At 65.5% G+C, this 18,000-nt stretch carries 15 protein-coding genes; 10 read left to right on the top strand and 5 right to left on the bottom strand.

Annotated elements, in window-relative coordinates; translation table 11 throughout:
• Window positions 1–659: 659 nt before the first annotated feature.
• Together AC1DT2_RS04765 and AC1DT2_RS04770 are read right to left on the bottom strand one after the other, a co-directional pair.
• A complete protein-coding gene (locus tag AC1DT2_RS04765) occupies window positions 660–1,082 on the bottom strand; it encodes a DNA polymerase III subunit chi (RefSeq protein WP_213948668.1) in 423 nt (140 codons plus the stop codon).
• Window positions 1,083–1,092: 10 nt separating this feature from the next.
• Window positions 1,093–2,583, bottom strand: coding sequence for a leucyl aminopeptidase (locus AC1DT2_RS04770; protein WP_477294743.1), 1,491 nt, complete (start codon window positions 2,581–2,583; stop codon window positions 1,093–1,095).
• Window positions 2,584–2,680: 97 nt separating this feature from the next.
• Here AC1DT2_RS04770 and lptF point away from each other — a divergent pair, with 97 nt between their 5' ends.
• Both lptF and lptG read left to right on the top strand, forming a co-directional pair.
• Window positions 2,681–3,784 (top strand): LPS export ABC transporter permease LptF, encoded by a 1,104-nt coding sequence (gene lptF / locus AC1DT2_RS04775; protein ID WP_477294745.1) that lies wholly within the window; start codon window positions 2,681–2,683, stop codon window positions 3,782–3,784.
• Entirely contained in the window at window positions 3,784–4,881 is a 1,098-nt protein-coding gene (gene lptG, locus AC1DT2_RS04780) for an LPS export ABC transporter permease LptG (protein WP_063573715.1), read from the top strand. Before lptF ends, lptG begins: the two co-directional genes overlap by 1 nt.
• Here the strand turns inward: lptG and AC1DT2_RS04785 are convergent.
• A complete protein-coding gene (locus AC1DT2_RS04785) occupies window positions 4,865–8,380 on the bottom strand; it encodes a hybrid sensor histidine kinase/response regulator (RefSeq protein WP_477294747.1) in 3,516 nt (1,171 codons plus the stop codon). The genes lptG and AC1DT2_RS04785 overlap by 17 nt on opposite strands.
• 116 nt (window positions 8,381–8,496) lie before the next feature.
• Here AC1DT2_RS04785 and AC1DT2_RS04790 point away from each other — a divergent pair, with 116 nt between their 5' ends.
• The 5 genes from AC1DT2_RS04790 (at window position 8,497) to AC1DT2_RS04810 (ending at window position 13,100) form a co-directional block, all read left to right on the top strand.
• Window positions 8,497–9,888, top strand: coding sequence for a GTPase (locus tag AC1DT2_RS04790; protein WP_477294749.1), 1,392 nt, complete (start codon window positions 8,497–8,499; stop codon window positions 9,886–9,888).
• A 102-nt stretch (window positions 9,889–9,990) separates the two neighbouring features.
• A complete protein-coding gene (locus tag AC1DT2_RS04795) occupies window positions 9,991–10,617 on the top strand; it encodes a YceI family protein (RefSeq protein ID WP_063573511.1) in 627 nt (208 codons plus the stop codon).
• A complete protein-coding gene (locus AC1DT2_RS04800; protein WP_063573510.1) occupies window positions 10,601–11,185 on the top strand; it encodes a cytochrome b in 585 nt (194 codons plus the stop codon). The genes AC1DT2_RS04795 and AC1DT2_RS04800 overlap by 17 nt, the downstream gene beginning before the upstream one ends.
• Entirely contained in the window at window positions 11,182–11,745 is a 564-nt protein-coding gene (locus AC1DT2_RS04805; protein ID WP_477294752.1) for a YceI family protein, read from the top strand. The genes AC1DT2_RS04800 and AC1DT2_RS04805 overlap by 4 nt, the downstream gene beginning before the upstream one ends.
• 8 nt (window positions 11,746–11,753) lie before the next feature.
• Window positions 11,754–13,100, top strand: coding sequence for a DUF697 domain-containing protein (locus AC1DT2_RS04810; protein ID WP_477294754.1), 1,347 nt, complete (start codon window positions 11,754–11,756; stop codon window positions 13,098–13,100).
• A gap of 91 nt (window positions 13,101–13,191) precedes the next feature.
• On the opposite strand, the gene AC1DT2_RS04815 is transcribed toward AC1DT2_RS04810, so the two are convergent.
• Window positions 13,192–13,419, bottom strand: coding sequence for a glutaredoxin family protein (locus AC1DT2_RS04815; protein ID WP_477294756.1), 228 nt, complete (start codon window positions 13,417–13,419; stop codon window positions 13,192–13,194).
• 74 nt (window positions 13,420–13,493) lie between these two features.
• On the opposite strand from AC1DT2_RS04815, the gene AC1DT2_RS04820 reads away from it, so the two are divergent.
• Entirely contained in the window at window positions 13,494–14,876 is a 1,383-nt protein-coding gene (locus tag AC1DT2_RS04820) for an L-serine ammonia-lyase (protein ID WP_477294758.1), read from the top strand.
• 7 nt (window positions 14,877–14,883) lie between these two features.
• Here the strand turns inward: AC1DT2_RS04820 and AC1DT2_RS04825 are convergent, their stop codons facing one another.
• Window positions 14,884–15,264: a hypothetical protein gene (locus AC1DT2_RS04825; RefSeq protein ID WP_063573531.1), complete on the bottom strand. Its 381-nt coding sequence runs from the start codon at window positions 15,262–15,264 to the stop codon at window positions 14,884–14,886.
• A 159-nt stretch (window positions 15,265–15,423) separates the two neighbouring features.
• Between AC1DT2_RS04825 and AC1DT2_RS04830 the strand changes: the two genes are divergently transcribed.
• Both AC1DT2_RS04830 and AC1DT2_RS04835 read left to right on the top strand, forming a co-directional pair.
• Window positions 15,424–17,094: an APC family permease gene (locus AC1DT2_RS04830; RefSeq protein ID WP_477294760.1), complete on the top strand. Its 1,671-nt coding sequence runs from the start codon at window positions 15,424–15,426 to the stop codon at window positions 17,092–17,094.
• A 193-nt stretch (window positions 17,095–17,287) separates the two neighbouring features.
• On the top strand, window positions 17,288–18,000 hold a 713-nt coding region (locus AC1DT2_RS04835; protein ID WP_477294762.1), incomplete at its 3' end, for a DUF3800 domain-containing protein.

An 18,000-nucleotide genomic window follows, 5' to 3' on the forward strand; every position in this document is an offset into this window, starting at 1 on the left:
ACCCCCGCTGCTCAGACACGTCCTCCGCGTTCCGTACCGGAAAGGCCGCTGCGCGGCCGTGTACTTATTTGGCCTACGGCCGCTCCACTTTTGCGGAACTCGCCTCGAGGGTGGGCACCGAAGGCTCTCCCGGACCCTGACGTTCGCGTGGTCGAGCCAAAGCGCGGCAGCATCGTCGGCAGCCTCGCAGCCACGCCAATGGAAGCGCAGACGCGAGKAAGGSGTTCSGCAACCGGGTAYCAGCAACSGCTTCCGCATCGCCCGRGGKYCYGGGACCGGCCGGRSCCGACGACGGCCCCACGCCAACGGCTCTCCTTCCACTYCACCGTATCGTCGTGAGAGACCTTGGTGTCCACCCTCGAKGCGAGTTCCGCACAAGTGGAGCGGCCGTAGGCCAAWYAGATACAYGGGCCGCGTSAGCGGCCTTTCCTTCTCGAACGCGGAGGACGTGTCTGAGCAGCGAGGGTGGACACCAAGGTCTCCTCGCGAGACGCCCAAGTGTTGAGAGCGATGGCAACGCCGAGCCCCGCGAAGCCGAAGGCGAGCCATGGGCGAGGTGCTAGGTGCGAAAGCCGAGCGCCCGGGCCCCGGTAATGGGTGAAGAACCAAAAAAAATCCCGCCGAATGGCGGGATTTCTTAGACACCGGGACCCAAGGCCTCACATGTCGTGCTTGTTCACTTCGAAGCCGGCTTTCTTGTAGTCCGTCCACCGGCTACGCGACCCCTCGCGCTCCGCGGGGTCCGCCGCGACCACTTCAAGCACCCGATCGAAGCGACCCGGCGCGCAAACCTCGCGCAGGTTGATCACCATGGGCCGGTCCGCCACCTCGACGCCCGGCGGCACGATCAGCACCGCCGTGTTCGCGTCGTCGTCGTCACCGGCGAGTTGATGCGGGATGAAGCTGTCCTCATCGAACGACCACAGGTACTCGTCGATGGCCTCGGCCTGCTCGAAGTCGCGGGTGAGGATCAGGGTCGGCTGCTGGGCCCCGAACGCGCGCTTGGCCAGTTCGCAGACCAGCAGCAGGGGATCCTCGCGAAACCGCGGTTTATCGATCAGGTAGAAGTCGGCGCGCGGCATACGGTCGGGATCAGCCGGCTGCGACGCGGTCGAGCAGCCACTGCGTCAGCAGCGGCACCGGACGACCCGTGGCCATGCCCTTGCGACCCTCGTCCCACGCCGTGCCGGCGATGTCGAGATGCGCCCAGCGACGGCCTTCGGTGAAGCGTGCCAGGAAGCAACCCGCGGTGATGGCGCCGGCGTACTTGCCACCGATGTTCGCCACATCGGCGAAGCCCGAGTCGAGCTGGCTCTGGTAATCGTCCCAGAGCGGCAGGCGCCAGGCGCGATCCAGCGTCGATTCGCCGGCGGCGAGCAGCTCGGCCGAGAGCGATTCGTCCTTGGTCATCAGTCCGCTGGCGTGCTTGCCGAGGGCGACGACGCAGGCACCGGTGAGGGTGGCGGCATCGATCATGGTGTGCGGGTCGAAGCGCTTGCCGGTATAGGTCAACGCGTCGCAGAGAATCAGACGGCCCTCGGCGTCGGTATTGAGCACTTCGATGGTGATGCCCGACAGGCTGGTCAGGACATCGCCCGGGCGGTAGCTGTCACCGTCCGGCATGTTTTCCACGGCGGGAACCACGCAGACGAGGTTGACCGCCAGCTTGAGCTTCACGGCGGCGACGAAGGCACCGAGCACGCCAGCGGCACCGCACATGTCGAACTTCATTTCTTCCATGCCCGGACCCGGCTTCAGGCTGACGCCGCCGGTGTCGAAGGTGATGCCCTTGCCGACGAAGGCGTAGGGACGCTCGCCGTCCTTGCCACCGTTCCACTGGAGGATGACCAGACGCGGCGCGTTGGCCGATCCCCGGGCCACGGCCAGCAACGAGCCGAAGCCCTCACGCTCCATGTCGGCGCGGTCGAGGGATTCGAAGGTCACGCCTTCGTGGGCATCGGCAAAGGCCTTGGCCTGGTCGGCGATGTAATCGGGATTGCAGATGTTCGGCGGCAGGTTGCCGAGTTCCTTGGCATAGCGGACGCCTTCGGCGATCGCACGGGCTTCGGCCAGGCCAGCCTCACCGTCGGCGGGGCCGACGAGGGTCATCGTGGCGAGCTCCGGCAGGGCCTTGTCGCGCGGCTTCACTGTCGCGGTGTAGCGGTAGGCGGCGTGGTCCGTGGCCAGGGCGGCCACGCGCAGGCGCCAGGCGGCATCGCGGCCCGGGACCTCGACTTCGGGCAGCCAGTTGACGGCCTCCGTGACCGGCAGCCGGCCGACGGCGCGGGCGGCCTCCAGGATCACCCGCTGGTAGCGGGCGGCGTCGAAGGTTTTCTGCGCACCGAGGCCCACCACCAGCACGCGGGCAGCGGCGACGCCGGCCGGGTGGAGCAGCGTGACGAGGTTGCCGACCTTGCCGGTGATATCGCCGGCTTCGACGAGGCGCTTGATCGCCCCGCCCGCCGCGGTGTCGATCCGCGCGGCGGCGCTGGTCAGGACACCGTTCTCGTAGACGCCGACCACCGCGACCGGGGTCGCCGTGGATTCGGGAGCATTGGAACCGAGGCTGAACTGAACCGTCATAGCTAACTGTCCTGCAAAAGCCCGCCGGGGCCCGGACAGGCTAGACTTGTGGTTTGCCGGCCAGGACTGACGCGRCACGAACCGCCAATTCTACCAAATGCTCAGCATCCTCGACCGATACTTCCTGCGCGAACTTGCCTACGGTGTCATTGCGACCGCCGTGGTTCTGCTCGTCATCTTTGCGGGTGGCGCCTTCGCCACGGTGCTGCAGAAGGTGGCCAACGGAAGTATCCAGCCCAGTGTGATGTTCGAGGTACTCGGCCTGCAGATGGTCGACCTGCTCTCCACCCTGCTGCCCATGTCGGTCTTCCTGGGCACCCTCACGGCGCTGGGCCGGATGTACCGCGAGAGCGAAATGCACGTGCTGGCGTCGTCCGGCATGGGCCCGCGGGGCCTGCTGCGCCCCGTCACCCTGCTCGCCGTCATCGCCACCATCGTGGTTGGCGTGGTCTCGCTCTGGCTGGGGCCGCTCTCGGCCCGCTCGGCCGACACGATCATCGCCGCCGCGAACAAATCCGTGATCGCCGCCGGACTCGACGCTGGGCGCTTCACGGAACTTCCGGGCAAGGGCGGCATCATTTTCGTCGACACGCTCAGCCGCGACGGTACGGTTCTGGGCAAGACCTTCATCGCCACCGACCGCGTCGACARCGACAATCGGCCGCAGGTGCGCGTGGTCAATGCGAAGAGCGGCCGCATGTACCAGGAAAGCGACGGCGTGAATCGCTTTCTCGCCCTGTACGACGGTTGGCAGTTCGAGATCCCGCTGGGCATGGACAACTGGCGCCGTATGAAATACGAGCGCAACGACCTCTCGCTGTCGAACATCTCCGACGACGATGACGACACCGATCCGGCGCATGAATCGACCACGACCGACCTGTTCAGGACACCCACGGCCGATGGCCTGGGCGAACTGGTCTCGCGCTTCGCCGCGCCGGTCAGCACCCTGGTGTTGATGATGATGGTGCTGCCGATGTCCCGGCAGGCACCTCGCGATGCACGCTACGGGCGTCTGCTGATCGCAGTGCTCGCCTACTTCCTCTACGTGATCTGGCAGCTGATCGCACGCACCCAGATCATCAAGGGGCACCTGCATACCTCGGCGCCGATCTGGGTCCTCCATATCATCGTCTTCGGCGTGGCGGCGTGGTTCTTCTGGCGGCAGAACTCGCCGCGCCAGACAAAGGCGATCGCGTAATGGCCACGCTGACCATCAAGCGGGCCGACCGTCTCATCGGCATGACCGTGCTCGGCACCCTCCTCCTGGTCTGGTTGGTCCTGACCGGTTTCGACGCGCTGACCCAGTTCGTGCGCCAGCTTGGCAACATCGGCAAGAACGGCTTCACGCTCTACGACGCCATCGCCTACATCATGCTGACGGTGCCCCGGCGCCTCTACCAGATGTTCAGCAACGCCGCCCTCATCGGCGGCCTGCTCGGCCTTGGCAGCCTGGCTGCCACCGGCGAACTCACCGCCCTGCGTGCGGCAGGCATGTCGAAGCTGCGCATCGCGGCCTCGGCGGCCGGCGTCATCGCCATTCTCACCGTGGGGGTGGTCGTGATGGGCGAGACGGCGGGGCCTTACGGCGACCAGCACGCACAGGCCATCCAGGTACGCATGCGCTCGAGCAATCTCGGTGCAACGGCCAGCGGACTATGGGCACGCGATGGCGGCAAGATCATCAACGCCAAGTCGGCCATTGCCTTGCAGGAAGAAGACCGTACGACCGTCAAGCTGGTGGATGTGCGCGTGTACACCTTCACTCCCGACGGTCAGGTGCTGGAGTTTTCGCACGGCGACAGCGCCATCCATGACGGCAACCGCTGGGTCATGACCAACGTCCGCACCACCACGCTGGACGAAAAAGGCACGCATGCCACCGAACTGGCAACGCAGACCTGGGCCTCGCATCTCAATCCGCATGTGCTCGAGCAGTCGGTCATCCACCCCGAGTACCTCTCGATGGCCGACCTTCGCCGGAACATGCGCTACCTCGAAGCCAACGGGCAGAATCCGGGCGCTTACGCCGTCGCTTTCTGGGGGCGCGCGCTGTTCGCGGTGAACACGCTGATCCTGGTCCTGTGCGCGATGCCTTTCGCCTTCGGCTCGCTGCGCTCGGGCGGCTTCGGGAAACGCCTGTTCCTTGGTGTGATCATGGCGATCGGCTGGTACTTCCTGCAGGGTGCCATGGTCAACTTCGGCACCGTGTACGGACTGCCACCCCTGTTGGCGAACCTGTTACCCACGGGGCTGCTGGTCATCGGCGCACTCACCTACTTCAGGCGATTCGGCTAGCCGGTTCCTGCGCCGGCAACGACACCGCGTCGAGCACGGCGTCCAGTTCTTCACCGGTCATCGGCTTGCGCAAAAGCGCATTCATGCCGGCATCGCGAATCGCTTTCATTTCGTCCCCGGCCGACCGTGCCGTCACTGCCACGATGGGAAGGCTTGCGAGTCGAGCCATGCGACGCACCATGCGCGCCACCTGGAAGCCATCGACCAGCGGAAGGTCGAGATCCAGCAGGACGGCGTCGTACGTATTCCTCGACACTTCGGCCATGGCCGCCAGACCGTCGCCCACGATAGTGACGCGATGCCCACGCTGGCCGAGCAGACCCGCCATGACAGCGGCAATCACCGCGTCGTCCTCGACAAGAAGCAGCCGTCGGCTGGTACTTGTCCGCTGCGCCGAGGGCGACATGGCGCGACGACGCCCTTCGCATGCACACGCTCGCAGCGGAAGTCTCACGATGAACCGGCTGCCCACACCGGGCTGACTCTCGACGACGATGTTTCCGCCCATGAGTGTGCATAGCTCGTGGCAGATGGCCAGCCCCAGTCCCGAGCCCTGGGCACGCTCTGGCGAGCCACCCTGCTCGAAACGCGAGAAAAGGCGACCGCTCAACTCGTCTGAAATACCCGGCCCCGTGTCGGTCACCGACATCGCCAGTGTCTGGTTGTCGCGGCGAAGGTGAACGTCCACCGAGCCGGTGTGGGTGAACTTCAGCGCGTTGTTGACCAGGTTCTGCAGGATCTGGCGCAGCCGAATGGCGTCGCCGCGAATCGTGATCGGTACGTCGGGATCGATGTGTACCGAAAGCGCCAGGCCCTTTTCCCGTGCACTCCCCGAGGCCAGGGCGATGACTTCGTCCGCCAGCGCATGGACAGCCACGCACTCGACTTCCAGCAACAGGCGCCTGGACTCGATCCGGGTGATATCGAGCGCGTCGTTGACCAGCCGTAGCAAGGTCGTACCCGAACGGCGCACGGCATCGACGTAACTACGCTGCGTCTCGTCCAGTGGCGTTCTCGCCATGAGCTCGGCCATGCCGAGTACGCCCGTCATGGGCGTTCTGATCTCGTGCCCCAGCGTGGCCATGAATTCGGTTTTCGCGGCATTGGCTTCTTCGGCCAGGCGTTGCTGTTGCTCGGCGAGCCGGAGCCGAAGCGCCTGCCGTACGCGACGACGCGCCGCGACCATACCCCCGCCCACGAGCACCAGGACGACCACGGCGTAGATCAACCACGCCCACCACCGTTGCCACGGTGGGGCATCCACGATGATCGTCAGGGGTACCGGCACGCCAGCCATTTCGTGTTCCGCGCCGGAAACGGACAGGCGATGCGTGCCGGGACTCAACGGACCGAACGTACGCTCGCCTTGCTTGCCCGTTCGCAGCAATGCGGTCGTGCCCTCGTGATCGAGGGCGAAATCGAWGTGGTTCCGCTCCGGATTTACATAGGACAAGGCACGTGTGCGCACGGCGAGGTCACGGTCATTCCAGGCGAGATGCAGTGTGTTCTCGACGATCGGCAGGGAGCGACGGGTGCCACCGCGCGACACACTGGCACCGAGCACGACAATGACGGGTCGGCGCGGGTGGTCGCGCTGCTGGTCGGGCCGGAAGCCGACCAGACCGCCCAACGTCGCGCCATACATGGTGCCGTCCGCCAGCAACACGGTCGTCGCGTTGGTGAACTCCCCATTGGCAAGGCCATCGGCCAGCCCGAAAGGACGAAAGCTTCCCGGCACGGGATCGAATCGCCAGACGCCCGTCTGTCCATAGAGCCACAGACGCCCCATCAGGTCCTTGCGCACGTTGAGGATGTCTGCCGACGGGAAGCCCTGCGCACCACCGAGGCTTCGTTCCAGACGTGCTCGACTACCGTCCCAGACGTAATGCTCCAGCGCGGCGGGACGAACGATCCAGAAGCCGTCGCCATCGGGCTCGAAGGCACTGACACGCCCCGGCGCCACACCCTCGACGTAGCGCATCTGCCCGACCGCGCGATCCAGACGAGCCAGCCCTGCGGCACTGGCCTGCCAGAGATCCCCGTCGACCATCTCGATCTGCCTCGTATCGGCGCCGCCTCGGCGCGCCTCGGCGAATGGCACCGCGGCGGCAGCGGCAAGAGCCGGATCCAGTGCAAACAGGCCCTGACCGACCGCCGCGACGTACACCGTGCCGTCCGCCGCGGCGGCCATCGACGTCACGGCATGGTCGATCGTGCCGCGAAACAGAGGCCGTACGACGCCGGCGGACGCGACCGACAACCCGTCCACGCCACCCGCCAGAAGGCGTCCATCCGCCAGTTCGAGCAGGCTCTGCACCCGCGCGGCATCCAGGTCGAAACCGCCCGAGGCCCGCCCTGTCGACGGATCGAAACGACGGATCCAGCCGCGGAATCCACCGACCCATAGCTCCCGATCGCCATGGGCCGCGACCGCCGTCACGGCGCGGCCAGGAAAACTCCAGGGGTCCGTCGCGACGTGCGCGAATCGCGTGAAGTCCTCCCAACCGGGGCCCAGATAGGCCACCCCGCCGTCGCTGAGCGCAAACCACAGGCCGTGTTCTCGGTCCTCGATCATGTCGCTCACGGTGCGACCGGGAAGCCCGCCCGGTGCGGTCCATGAGTCGGCGATGACGTGCCGCCGTCCGAGGCGGTCGATCATGGACAGGCCGTCGAGGGTGGCGATCCAGACAGTGTCATGGCTGTCGACCAGCGCGCCGCGCACGTGCTGCGACGCCACGCGCGTATCGCGCGAGATGCGCCCGTCTCCGGTGAGGCGATAGAGTCCGGCGTCGCTCGCGAACGTCAACTCACTGCCCCTGCCGGCGATGCGAGTGACCCGCGGCGCGGCACCATCGGCGAACGGCACGGGCCGCGGTAGCCCATCGCGGTCGATGACGTCCACGCCGGACTCCCCGGCCACCCAGACGCGGCCATCGTCCGATGCGTACAACGCCCGAATCGTCGTCGACGACCTGTCCGGGCCCATCGCCAGGTGCTCGAAGCCGCTGCCATCGGGCCGCATGCGGTCGAGGCCCTTCGACGTAGCCACCCAGATCGATCCGTCTTTGGACTGCGTCACGGCGCGCACGTCGTCGTCCGACAGACCGTCCCGCCATTGCACAAAGCCACCGGTGACGGGGTCGTAACGCGCCAGACCGACGTCGGGACCACCGATCCAGATGCGATCGTCGCGATCCACGTAGAGCGCCGACAGCGCACTGACCGGCATCGGATGGTTTCGTTCGGCACCGATGCCGGGGGCGATGAACTCAACGCCATCGAAGCGTGCAAGCCCCAGCGCGGTCGCTACCCAGATAAAGCCGCGGGCGTCCTGCGCCACGGCCTTCACCTTGCTACTGGGCAGGCCTTCGTGCAGCCCGAAGCCGCGAAACTGAGGAGTGGGAACCGGTGGCATGGCCGTATCGGCCATGACGGGGGTGACGACGGCCAGAAAGACCGCGGCCACGAGAATCCATCTCGCGAAGAGCGTGTGGTGCATACGCTTTATTCCTTGTTCGATCCCGATGATGCCATAGCTTCGTCGAGGCAGAACAGGCGCAATGGACTGATTATCCGTAGGCATTCGCCGGGGCACTTGCCTCTAGAATGCCGGGCATGTCACGCCGACTTCGTACCCTGATCGCGGCCATCGGCATCGCCGCCTTCGCCTGGCTGCTCTTCGCCGCGCTGGAGCGCGCGCTATCGCTGGCGCAGCGTTTCATGAGCCTGCCCGAGGGCCTACGCTGGGTGATCGGGGGCCTCCTTGCCCTGATGGTCGTCCTTGGCGCGGCCGCGGCCGTGTGGCTACTGCGTCCGCGCAAACCGCGTGCCCCGATCATTGCGCCCGATCGTGCATCGCTGGAGTCGCGCATCGCCGCCCTCCGCGAATCGGACGCCAACGTTGAGGAACTTCGTAGCGAACTCGACGAACTCGACCGTCGTCGGCTGTCCTCCTCGATCTACCTCGCCGTTTTCGGCGAGATCTCCACCGGCAAGTCGACGCTGATCGCCGCACTGGTGCCGGGGTCGACGCCGGCCAGCGACGTGCGCGGCGGAACCACCCGGGAGGTCACCCATTACGAAGGCGACGCACCGACGGGCGAGCACTGGACGGTGGCGGATGTGCCAGGCTCAGCCGAGGCCGAGGGTAACGATCGCGAACGCATCGCGCGCGAAGAGGCCCTGCGTGCGCACGCCGTACTTTACGTCTGCGCTGGCGACCTCACCCGCACCCAGGCGGCGGAACTCCGCTGGCTGGGTGATTTCGGCAAGCCCTTGCTGCTTGTCGTCAACAAGGTGGATCAATGGACCAGCGGAGAACGCGAACAGTTGATCGCGCGCCTGCGCGAACGAAGCGAAGGTATTCCTGACGCGATCCTCCCCGTCAGTGCACGCCATGGCGATCTCGGCTCGTTGCCAGACGCCCTTCGCCGTCTGCTCGCGCCGGGCGCGGCGGCGCTCGAAGGCCAGCGCGAAAATGCGGTACTCGCAGGTTTGCACGAGCGCACCAGCGAAACGGAAGCCCTGTGGCGCGCCGCGGAAGCCGAGCGCATCGTGCACCGCTACGCGCGGCGTGCCGTCGTCGGCGCGATGGCTGCCGTGGCGCCGGGCACGGACCTGGTCATCCGGGGCGCCCTGGCGGCCGGCCTCGTCCGCGCCTTGGCCGGGTTGTACGGCGTTCGGGTCACCGAGGTTGAAATCGAGGACCTGTTGCGCCAGGTCCGCCTCACCCTGCGAACGGGAACCACCGTGGTCCTCGCCGTGGCTGGCAACGCGATGAAAGCGTTTCCCGGCCTCGGCACGCTGGGCGGGGGCGTCTTGCACGCCTTTGCCTACGCCTTGATCTTCGACAGCCTTGGCCGGGCGCTTGCCGCGAGCCTCGCGGAACGCCAGGCGCTGGACCAGGCGGACGCCGGCGCCCGCTTGCACGACCTGCTTGCCGACGAAGGCACCTCCCGCTTGCGCCGCCTCGCTGAACTGACCGGCGAGGCGCTACGGGATCGCTGAGTGAACGATGCGTTCCCGGCGCATGGGCTGACAAGGCGTCCGCCGTCGGCCACACTGCTCGTCATTGGCCCCTAGCGGCCCCGTCGGAACAGGCCCTTACGCATGCGTCTTGCCGGTTTCCTCCTCCTCTTCGGCCTGGCTGTCGTGCCAGTCGCCGCACGCGCCGAAGCGCTCAGCTATCACATCGATCCGGTACACAGCCAGGTCGTGTTCAACGTCGAGCACAACGGCTTCTCGCGCTCGTTCGGACGTCTGCGCGTCACCGACGGCACGATCCTCTTCGATCGCGACGACTGGTCGAAGTCGTCCGTCGACGCCACGATCGACGCCACCTCGGTGGACATGGGCGACGCCGACTGGGACAAGGCCGTCCAGGGAAGCGACCTGCTGGACACCGCCCACGCACGCACGGCGCACTATGTCAGCGATACCGTCGAAAAGAAGAACGACGACGAAGGCGTCGTCCACGGCAAGCTGACGCTTCGCGGCGTGACGCTGCCACTCGACATCCCGTTCCGGGTCAATCGCATCGGCAAGACCATCTATGGCCTGCATACGGTGGCCGGCTTTTCCGCGCAGATATCGATCGATCGCACGGCGTACGGCATGACATCCAATCGCAACTCGATCGGCACTAACGTATCCGTGTGGCTCGAAATCGAAGCGATTCGCGGCGGCGAGCGCACTTCATCCAACGACAAGGAAAAAACCGATGCCCCTGCGCAGTGACCACACCCGCTGGAGCACGGCCGCCAAGACCTTTCACTGGGTGATGGCGCTGCTGATCCTGGGCAATGGCGCATTCGCCCTCTGGATGGACGGCCTCAAGCCGTCGTTGCAGAAGATCAACATGTTCGCCCTGCACAAGTCGATCGGCCTTACCGTACTCGCCCTGTTCCTGCTGCGCGTGCTCTGGCGCGCCATCGACCGTCGGCCGGCCGACGTGCCCGCACCGCATTGGCAGCACCTCGCCGCGAAGACGGTGCACGGTTTCCTCTACCTGCTGATCGCGGCGATCCCGTTGTCGGGCTGGGCGTTCAACTCCGCCCACGGCTTCCCGCTGCAGTATTTCAAGCAGTTCAATCTTCCGGCACTGGTGGAAAAGAACCCGGGGCTGTCCGATACGCTGGGGACAGTCCACGTCTACCTGTTCTGGTTTCTGTTACTGGTGCTCGTCGCCCATGTCGGCGGCGCGCTCAAGCATCACTTCATCGACCGCGACGACACGCTCCGCCGCATGCTGCCGTTCGGCCGTGCGAAGCGGGCGCCCCCTACCTCTTCCGGAGACACGCCATGACCCTGACCACCCGCCGCCTGTCCGCACTTGCCTTCGCGCTCGCTCTTTCCCTCGCCGCTTCCGCGGCCGATTACAACGTGGGCCCGGGCAGCACGCTCGGTTTCAGCGGCAAGTTCCAGGGCCAGCAATTCGACGGCACGTTCGGCAAGTTCACCGCCTCCACGATCAGCTACGACGCCGCTAACCTGGCTGCCTCGAAGTTCGATGTCACGGTGGATATGTCCACGGCAAAGACCGGTGACGGCGATCGCGACAATGCACTGCCGGGTTCCGATTTCTTCGACACGAAGAAGTTCGCCACCGCGCACTACGTCACCACGGGCTTCAGCAAGAACGCGAAGGGCGACGTTATCGCCAACGGTAACCTCACGCTGCACGGCGTGACCAAGCCGGTCGCTCTCAAGGTCGCCTTCTCGCCGAATGCCGGCGGCGCGCGCCTCTCCGTCACGGGCACGCTGAAGCGTCTCGATTTCGGCGTCGGCAGTGGCGAGTACAAGGACACCTCGACCATCGCCGACGAAGTCCTCGTCAACGGTTCGCTTAACCTGCTGCCGAAGTAATCCGGACCGTGGCGGGCTTCCGCGAACGCTTTCGCGGTCTCGCCGGCCGCCTCCGCCGCCGCCGCGTGCCCAGCGCAACGGCAGCGGAGGCGCGAGGCAGTTCCGTGGCGGCGAGCCTGCGCGGATTGCTCGACGATCCTTCCGTCCCGGCCAACGTGCGCGAGGCCATGGCCGCGGACTTCCGACGTGTCCAGACCATGCTCGAACGCCTGGAACGCGAAGAACTGCACGTGGCCGTGTTCGGCCGGGTCTCTGCCGGCAAGTCCGCGCTGGGCAACGCCCTGCTCGGTCGCGACGCCTTTGCGGTCGGCGTGCTCCACGGCACGACCACCGAGGCGGATGCGGCACGCCTGGACGAGGCGAGTGCCGCGGGCCTCGTGCTCATCGACACGCCCGGTATCAACGAACTCGGCGGCGAAGCGCGAGAGAAACTCGCTTTCGAAGTCGCCGAGGTCAGCGACCTGATCGTCTTCGTTGCCGACGGCGACCTCACGCGCGAGGAGCGAGACGCGCTGCGCACCCTGGCGTCGACGCGGCGTCCCCTGCTGCTCGTACTGAACAAGACCGACCGTTATTCCGATGAAGAACGCGAGGGTCTGCTCGAACAGCTACGCCAGCACGGTGCCGGACTGGTCCGACGCGAAGACGTGATCGCCGTTGCGGCACGACCCAGCCCGCGCGATGTCATCGAAACGGATGTGCAAGGTCATGAACGGCAAACCGTCGTAGCCGCCGCTACCGATGTCATGGCACTGAAGTCACGCCTGCTTGCCATTGCCGAGCGAGAAGGCAAAACCTTGTCGGCCATCAATGCGGGTTTGTTCGCCGGACGCCTGACCGATCAGGTGACCGAGCGTGTTGCCGCCACGCGACGCGATGTCGCCTCCGGCGTCATCCGGCAGTACTGCATCGCCAAGTCCGTGGCGGTGGCGCTCAATCCCGTTCCGGTCGCCGACCTGCTTCTGGCGGGTGGGCTGGATGCGRCAATGGTCGTGCAGTTGGGCCGGGTCTATGGTTTGCCGCTCACGCGTACCGAATCGGGACGTCTCGTCGCCGTCATCACCACGCAGCTTGCCGCGCTGATGGGCGCCGTGTGGGGCGTGCAACTGGTAGCGTCCGCCCTTAAGGGACTCAGCGGCGGCCTGTCCGTCGTCGTCACTGCCGCTGCCCAGGGTGCCTTGGGCTGGTATGCGACGGTACTGATAGGACGCGCCGCTGAGCATTACCTCATCACGGGCAAGTCCTGGGGCGAACACGGCGCCAAACGGGCGGTCGCCGACATCGTGGCCAGCCTCGACCGCGACTCCATCCTGCGCGAAGCACGCGAGGAAATCCTCCGCCACCTGCGCAAATAGGTAAATGTAGGAGCCGATTCATCGGCGAAAAGCCAACAAAGCGGTGACGCCGCCCCCCCTCCATTCGCCGATAACTCGGCTCCCACATGTCTCATGTGCCGATAAATCGGCTCACCGCCTCGGCGTCGAACGGCCAGTCCAGCTCGACGCCATCCCCTCGTTGCAGCACCGGCACCCGCGCCCCATAGCGCGCCTCCAGAGCCTCGTCCTCATCGATCCACACCGGGACGAACTCCGGAAAACGCGCCTGCGCCAGCACCTCCAACGCGAGGTCGCAAAGGTGACAGTCGTCTCGCTGGAAGAGGGTGAAGTCGGACATGCGCAGGTGTATGGGGTCAGTGGCAGGCAGGCGTAGAATAGCCGGCTACTCCCCGTAGCCAACTCCCCTAAGCCATGGCAGTCAGCGTTTTCGACCTCTTCAAGATCGGTATCGGTCCGTCCTCCTCCCATACCGTGGGGCCGATGCGCGCCGCCGCACGCTTTGCCGAACACTGGCTTGCCGAGAAGGGCGTGCTCGAGCGCGTAGCGCGCGTGCGCTGCGAGCTGTTCGGCTCGCTGGCGATGACCGGCCGTGGCCACGGCACCGACAAGGCCGTTCTGCTCGGCTTCGAAGGCGAGTGGCCGGACAAGGTCAACCCCGACGAGATCCCGGCCACGCTGGAGCGCATTCGCTCCAGTAAGCGCATTCGCATCCTGGGCCGTCACGAGATCGACTTCGACGAAAAGACCGACCTGGTCTTCAACAAGCGCCAGAAGCTCCCCTTCCACACCAACGGCATGCGCTTCTCGGCCTACGACGCCGACGGCAACGAACTGGCCACGCGCGACTATTACTCGGTCGGCGGCGGTTTCGTGGTCAATCCGGACGAAGCTGCCGAAGACCGCATCGTGGCGGACACCAGCGAGCAGCCCTTCCCCTTCAGCAGTGGCGACCAGATGCTCGCCCTGTGCGAGGAAAACGGCCTGACCATTGCCCAGCTGATGATGCGCAACGAGAGCATCTGGCGCCCCGAAGCGGAAACCCGCGCTGGCCTGCTGGTCATCTGGAAGGCGATGCAGGACTGCGTTTCGCGCGGTCTGCGCTCGCCGGGCACCCTGCCAGGCGGGCTGAAGGTCCAGCGCCGCGCACCGTCGATGGTCGCCGAACTGCGTTCGCAGCCGGAAGCCGCGCTGCGCGACCCGCTCACCATTCTCGACTGGGTGAATCTGTACGCGCTGGCGGTGAACGAAGAGAACGCCGCCGGCGGCAGCGTGGTTACCGCGCCGACCAATGGCGCAGCGGGCATCGTCCCCGCCGTTTTGCACTATTACCGGCACTTCTGCCCGAACGCCTCGGAAGACGGCGTGATTGAGTTTCTCCTCACGGCCGGGGCCATTGGCATCCTCTACAAGGAGAACGCCTCGATCTCCGGCGCCGAGGTGGGTTGCCAGGGCGAGGTGGGCGTGGCCTGCTCGATGGCCGCTGGCGGTCTTACCGCCGCCCTGGGTGGCAGTGTGCGCCAGGTCGAGAATGCCGCCGAGATCGGCATGGAGCACAACCTGGGCCTCACCTGCGACCCCATCGGTGGCCTGGTGCAGATTCCCTGCATCGAGCGCAATGCCATGGGCGCGGTCAAGGCGATCAACGCCAGCCGCATGTCGCTCAAGAGCGACGGCAAGCATCACGTATCGCTGGACAAGGTCATCGCCACCATGCGCGACACCGGCCGCGACATGAAGGACAAGTACAAGGAAACCTCCCGCGGGGGCTTAGCCGTCAACGTTATCGAGTGCTGAGGCCGCCCTACCGGGTCGGGCACATCCGGGGTAGCCGGTCGACGGTCTCGACACGGACCGGCTCGTCCTGTCCCCACCAGTTGGCGACCGCCGTGTAGCAGATGCGCAGCTTGCCGCGACGGGTGTCGAAGCGCTGCTTACTGGTATAGGCGAAGCACGATACCGAGGCCAGGTGCCCCAGTTCGCGCATCGTAATGGCGCACCGCCGCACGGATTCGACAGGGTCCTCGCCAGGGTAGAGAGTGAAGTAAAAACCCTTGGCGGTACGGTCGTAGGACTCTGAATCGATCAGCCGGCCTTTGTCGTTCCATTGCTCATCGGCTGCGGCAACGCCGCATACCGAAATGGCAATGAACAACACGCCGCTGGCGACCACCTTCGAACGCATCCGAACCCCTTCATCCCTACCGCGTCGGCCAGTGTATATCGACGAGAGCCCGGTTTGGCGAGGGCATCCGCTGGCTGACATGCGGAGCCGGGGCTGTCATCATCCCGCCCTTGTGCCGCCATGGGCCGGGTTCCCCCGTCCCGTCCGACCGGAGTCATCATGTCCCACCACGCTATCCGCCGCGATGTCGGCGCTTTCGCCCTGATGCTTACCGGCCTGGGCTCGATCATCGGCTCAGGCTGGCTCTTCGGCGCCTGGCACGCTGCCCAGCTTGCAGGCCCCGGCGCGGTTTACGCCTGGATCATCGGCGCCGTCATCATCCTGTTCATCGCCCTCACCTATGCGGAACTGGGCGCGATGTTCCCCGAGTCCGGCGGCATGGTGCGCTACGGCCACTACTCGCATGGCTCGCTGGTCGGCTTCATCGCTGGCTGGGCCAACTGGATCGCCATCGTCTCGGTCATCCCGGTCGAGGCCGAAGCCTCCGTCCAGTACATGGCCTCCTGGCCGTGGGAATGGGCACAGTGGACCAAGGGCCTGTACGTGGTGACCAACGGCCACGGCGAGCTGACCCCGCCCGGCCTGGCCATTGCCGCGGTGCTGGTCCTGGTCTATTTCTTCCTGAACTTCTGGAGCGTGAAGCTGTTCGCCAAGAGCAACACGGCGATCACCATCTTCAAGCTCGTCGTGCCGGCAGCCACGGGCATCGCGCTCATCTGCACCAGCTACAACCCGGGCAACTTCCACATTGGCGCCAATGGCGGCACGCACGCCATCGACATCTCGTCGATCCTTACGGCCGTCGCCATCTCCGGCATCGTCTTCAGCTTCAACGGCTTCCAGAGTCCGGTAAACCTGGCCGGTGAAGCGCGCAACCCAGGGCGTAACGTACCGTTCGCCGTGATCGGCTCGATCCTGCTGGCCACCGTGGTCTACGTGCTGCTGCAGATTGCCTTCATCGGCGCCGTGCCGCCCGACCAGCTCGGCAAGGGCTGGGCCGGTCTCGAGTACGCTTCGCCGTTCGCCCAGCTGGCCACCGCGCTGATGATCAACTGGATGGCGATCCTGCTCTATGCGGACGCCTTCGTGAGCCCCAGCGGCACCGGCGCCACGTACACGGCCACCACCGCACGCATGATCTACGCCATGGAGCGTAACGGCCAGCTGCCGAAGATCTTCGGCCACATCCATCCGCGCTTCGGCATTCCGCGTCCAGCCATGTGGCTGAACCTGGTGGTGAGCTTCCTCTTCCTGTTCTTCTTCCGCGGCTGGGGCACGCTGGCAGCGGTGATCTCGGTGGCGACGATCATCTCCTACCTCACCGGCCCGGTCAGCGTCATGACCCTGCGCCGCACGGCGCCGGAAATGAAGCGACCGCTGCGCATCCCCGGGCTGCCCTTGCTCGCCGCCCTCGCCTTTATCTTCGCCACCGAGTTGCTGTACTGGGCGAAGTGGCCGCTCACGGGCGAGATCATCCTGCTGGTGGTCGTCGCCTTGCCGCTGTACTTCTATTACACCGCCAAGAGTGGCTGGGAAGACTTCAGGCGCCACATGGCCGGTGCGTGGTGGCTGATCGCCTACCTGCCGACCATTGCGCTGGTTTCCTATGCGGGCAGCACCACGTTCGGCGGCCACAACTACATCCCGTACGGCTACGACCTCGCCGTCRTCGCCGTGATCGGCGTCGTCTTCTACTTCTGGGGTATCTCCGCCGGTTGGCKTACGCCGATGGTCGAAGCCGCCCGCTTCAACCACGATGAGATGCACGGCGATGACCCGGTGATTCCGCCGAGTGCGGATGAGGCGGCCAGGGCTAGCGGCCAGCGTTGAGCAAAATGAAACCGCCCTTCGGGGCGGTTTTTTTGTGTCCTCGCCCAGGACTGAGCTGCTCAAGGGATACCTGACAGAAAGCACCGATCGAACGCGACTCCCAACGCACAGATACCTTCTTTCGACAGTGACGGACCATCGTCACGCTGCACGGCTCTTACCGCAGCGACAAGGAAGGCATCACGTGTACCTCATGTACGTCGATGAGAGCGGCGACCCCGGCATCACCAACTCGCCTACGCGTTACTTCACGCTTTCCGGGCTGGTTATCAACGAAAYGCGCTGGCAGTCCGCGATGGGACGAGTTGCAGACTTCAGACAGCGCATGCGCTCCGCCTTTGGTCTCCAGGTGCGCGAGGAGATTCATTCGGCGAGGTTCATCACTAGCCCCGGGCCATTGGTCAGGATTCCAAGGCATGATCGCCTGGCCATCCTCCGCCACTTCGCAGACGAACTGGCGAGAATGTCCGAGCTGTCGGTCATCAACGTGGTTGTCGACAAACAAGACAAGCCGACGACCTACGATGTTTTCGAACACGCATGGCGAGCGCTTGTGCAGCGGTTTGAGAACACCCTCATACACAACAATTTTCCCAACGCCATGACGAAGGGCGAGTGCGGGATGGTTTTTGCCGACGGACAGCCCTCGGCAAAGCTGATCGCGATGTACACAAGGATGCGCGACTACAATCCTGTCCCCAATCAGACGGGGGGTGGCTACAGGAACATCGTGATGAGAAAAATCATCGAAGACCCGTGCTTTCGGGACTCCGCTCACTCGCTCTTGATTCAGGCGGCAGATCTCGTTGCTTTTCTGCTGTACCAGCAGGAGCAGCCGAACCAGTACATGCGAAAATCGGGCGGCGCTGGATATTTTTCACGCCTGACACCGATCTTGTGCCGACG

It is taken from the genome of Luteibacter sp. P4_E6, assembly GCF_056401535.1.

Bases quoted from the DNA above. Each gene is read 5' to 3' on its own strand.
- AC1DT2_RS04825 (WP_063573531.1), bottom strand. From the start codon at position 15,264: ATGCGTTCGAAGGTGGTCGCCAGCGGCGTGTTGTTCATTGCCATTTCG.
- lptG (WP_063573715.1), top strand. From the start codon at position 3,784: ATGGCCACGCTGACCATCAAGCGGGCCGACCGTCTCATCGGCATGACC.
- AC1DT2_RS04815 (WP_477294756.1), bottom strand. From the start codon at position 13,419: ATGTCCGACTTCACCCTCTTCCAGCGAGACGACTGTCACCTTTGCGAC.
- AC1DT2_RS04820 (WP_477294758.1), top strand. From the start codon at position 13,494: ATGGCAGTCAGCGTTTTCGACCTCTTCAAGATCGGTATCGGTCCGTCC.
- AC1DT2_RS04805 (WP_477294752.1), top strand. From the start codon at position 11,182: ATGACCCTGACCACCCGCCGCCTGTCCGCACTTGCCTTCGCGCTCGCT.
- AC1DT2_RS04765 (WP_213948668.1), bottom strand. From the start codon at position 1,082: ATGCCGCGCGCCGACTTCTACCTGATCGATAAACCGCGGTTTCGCGAG.
- AC1DT2_RS04770 (WP_477294743.1), bottom strand. From the start codon at position 2,583: ATGACGGTTCAGTTCAGCCTCGGTTCCAATGCTCCCGAATCCACGGCG.
- AC1DT2_RS04800 (WP_063573510.1), top strand. From the start codon at position 10,601: ATGCCCCTGCGCAGTGACCACACCCGCTGGAGCACGGCCGCCAAGACC.
- AC1DT2_RS04790 (WP_477294749.1), top strand. From the start codon at position 8,497: ATGTCACGCCGACTTCGTACCCTGATCGCGGCCATCGGCATCGCCGCC.
- AC1DT2_RS04795 (WP_063573511.1), top strand. From the start codon at position 9,991: ATGCGTCTTGCCGGTTTCCTCCTCCTCTTCGGCCTGGCTGTCGTGCCA.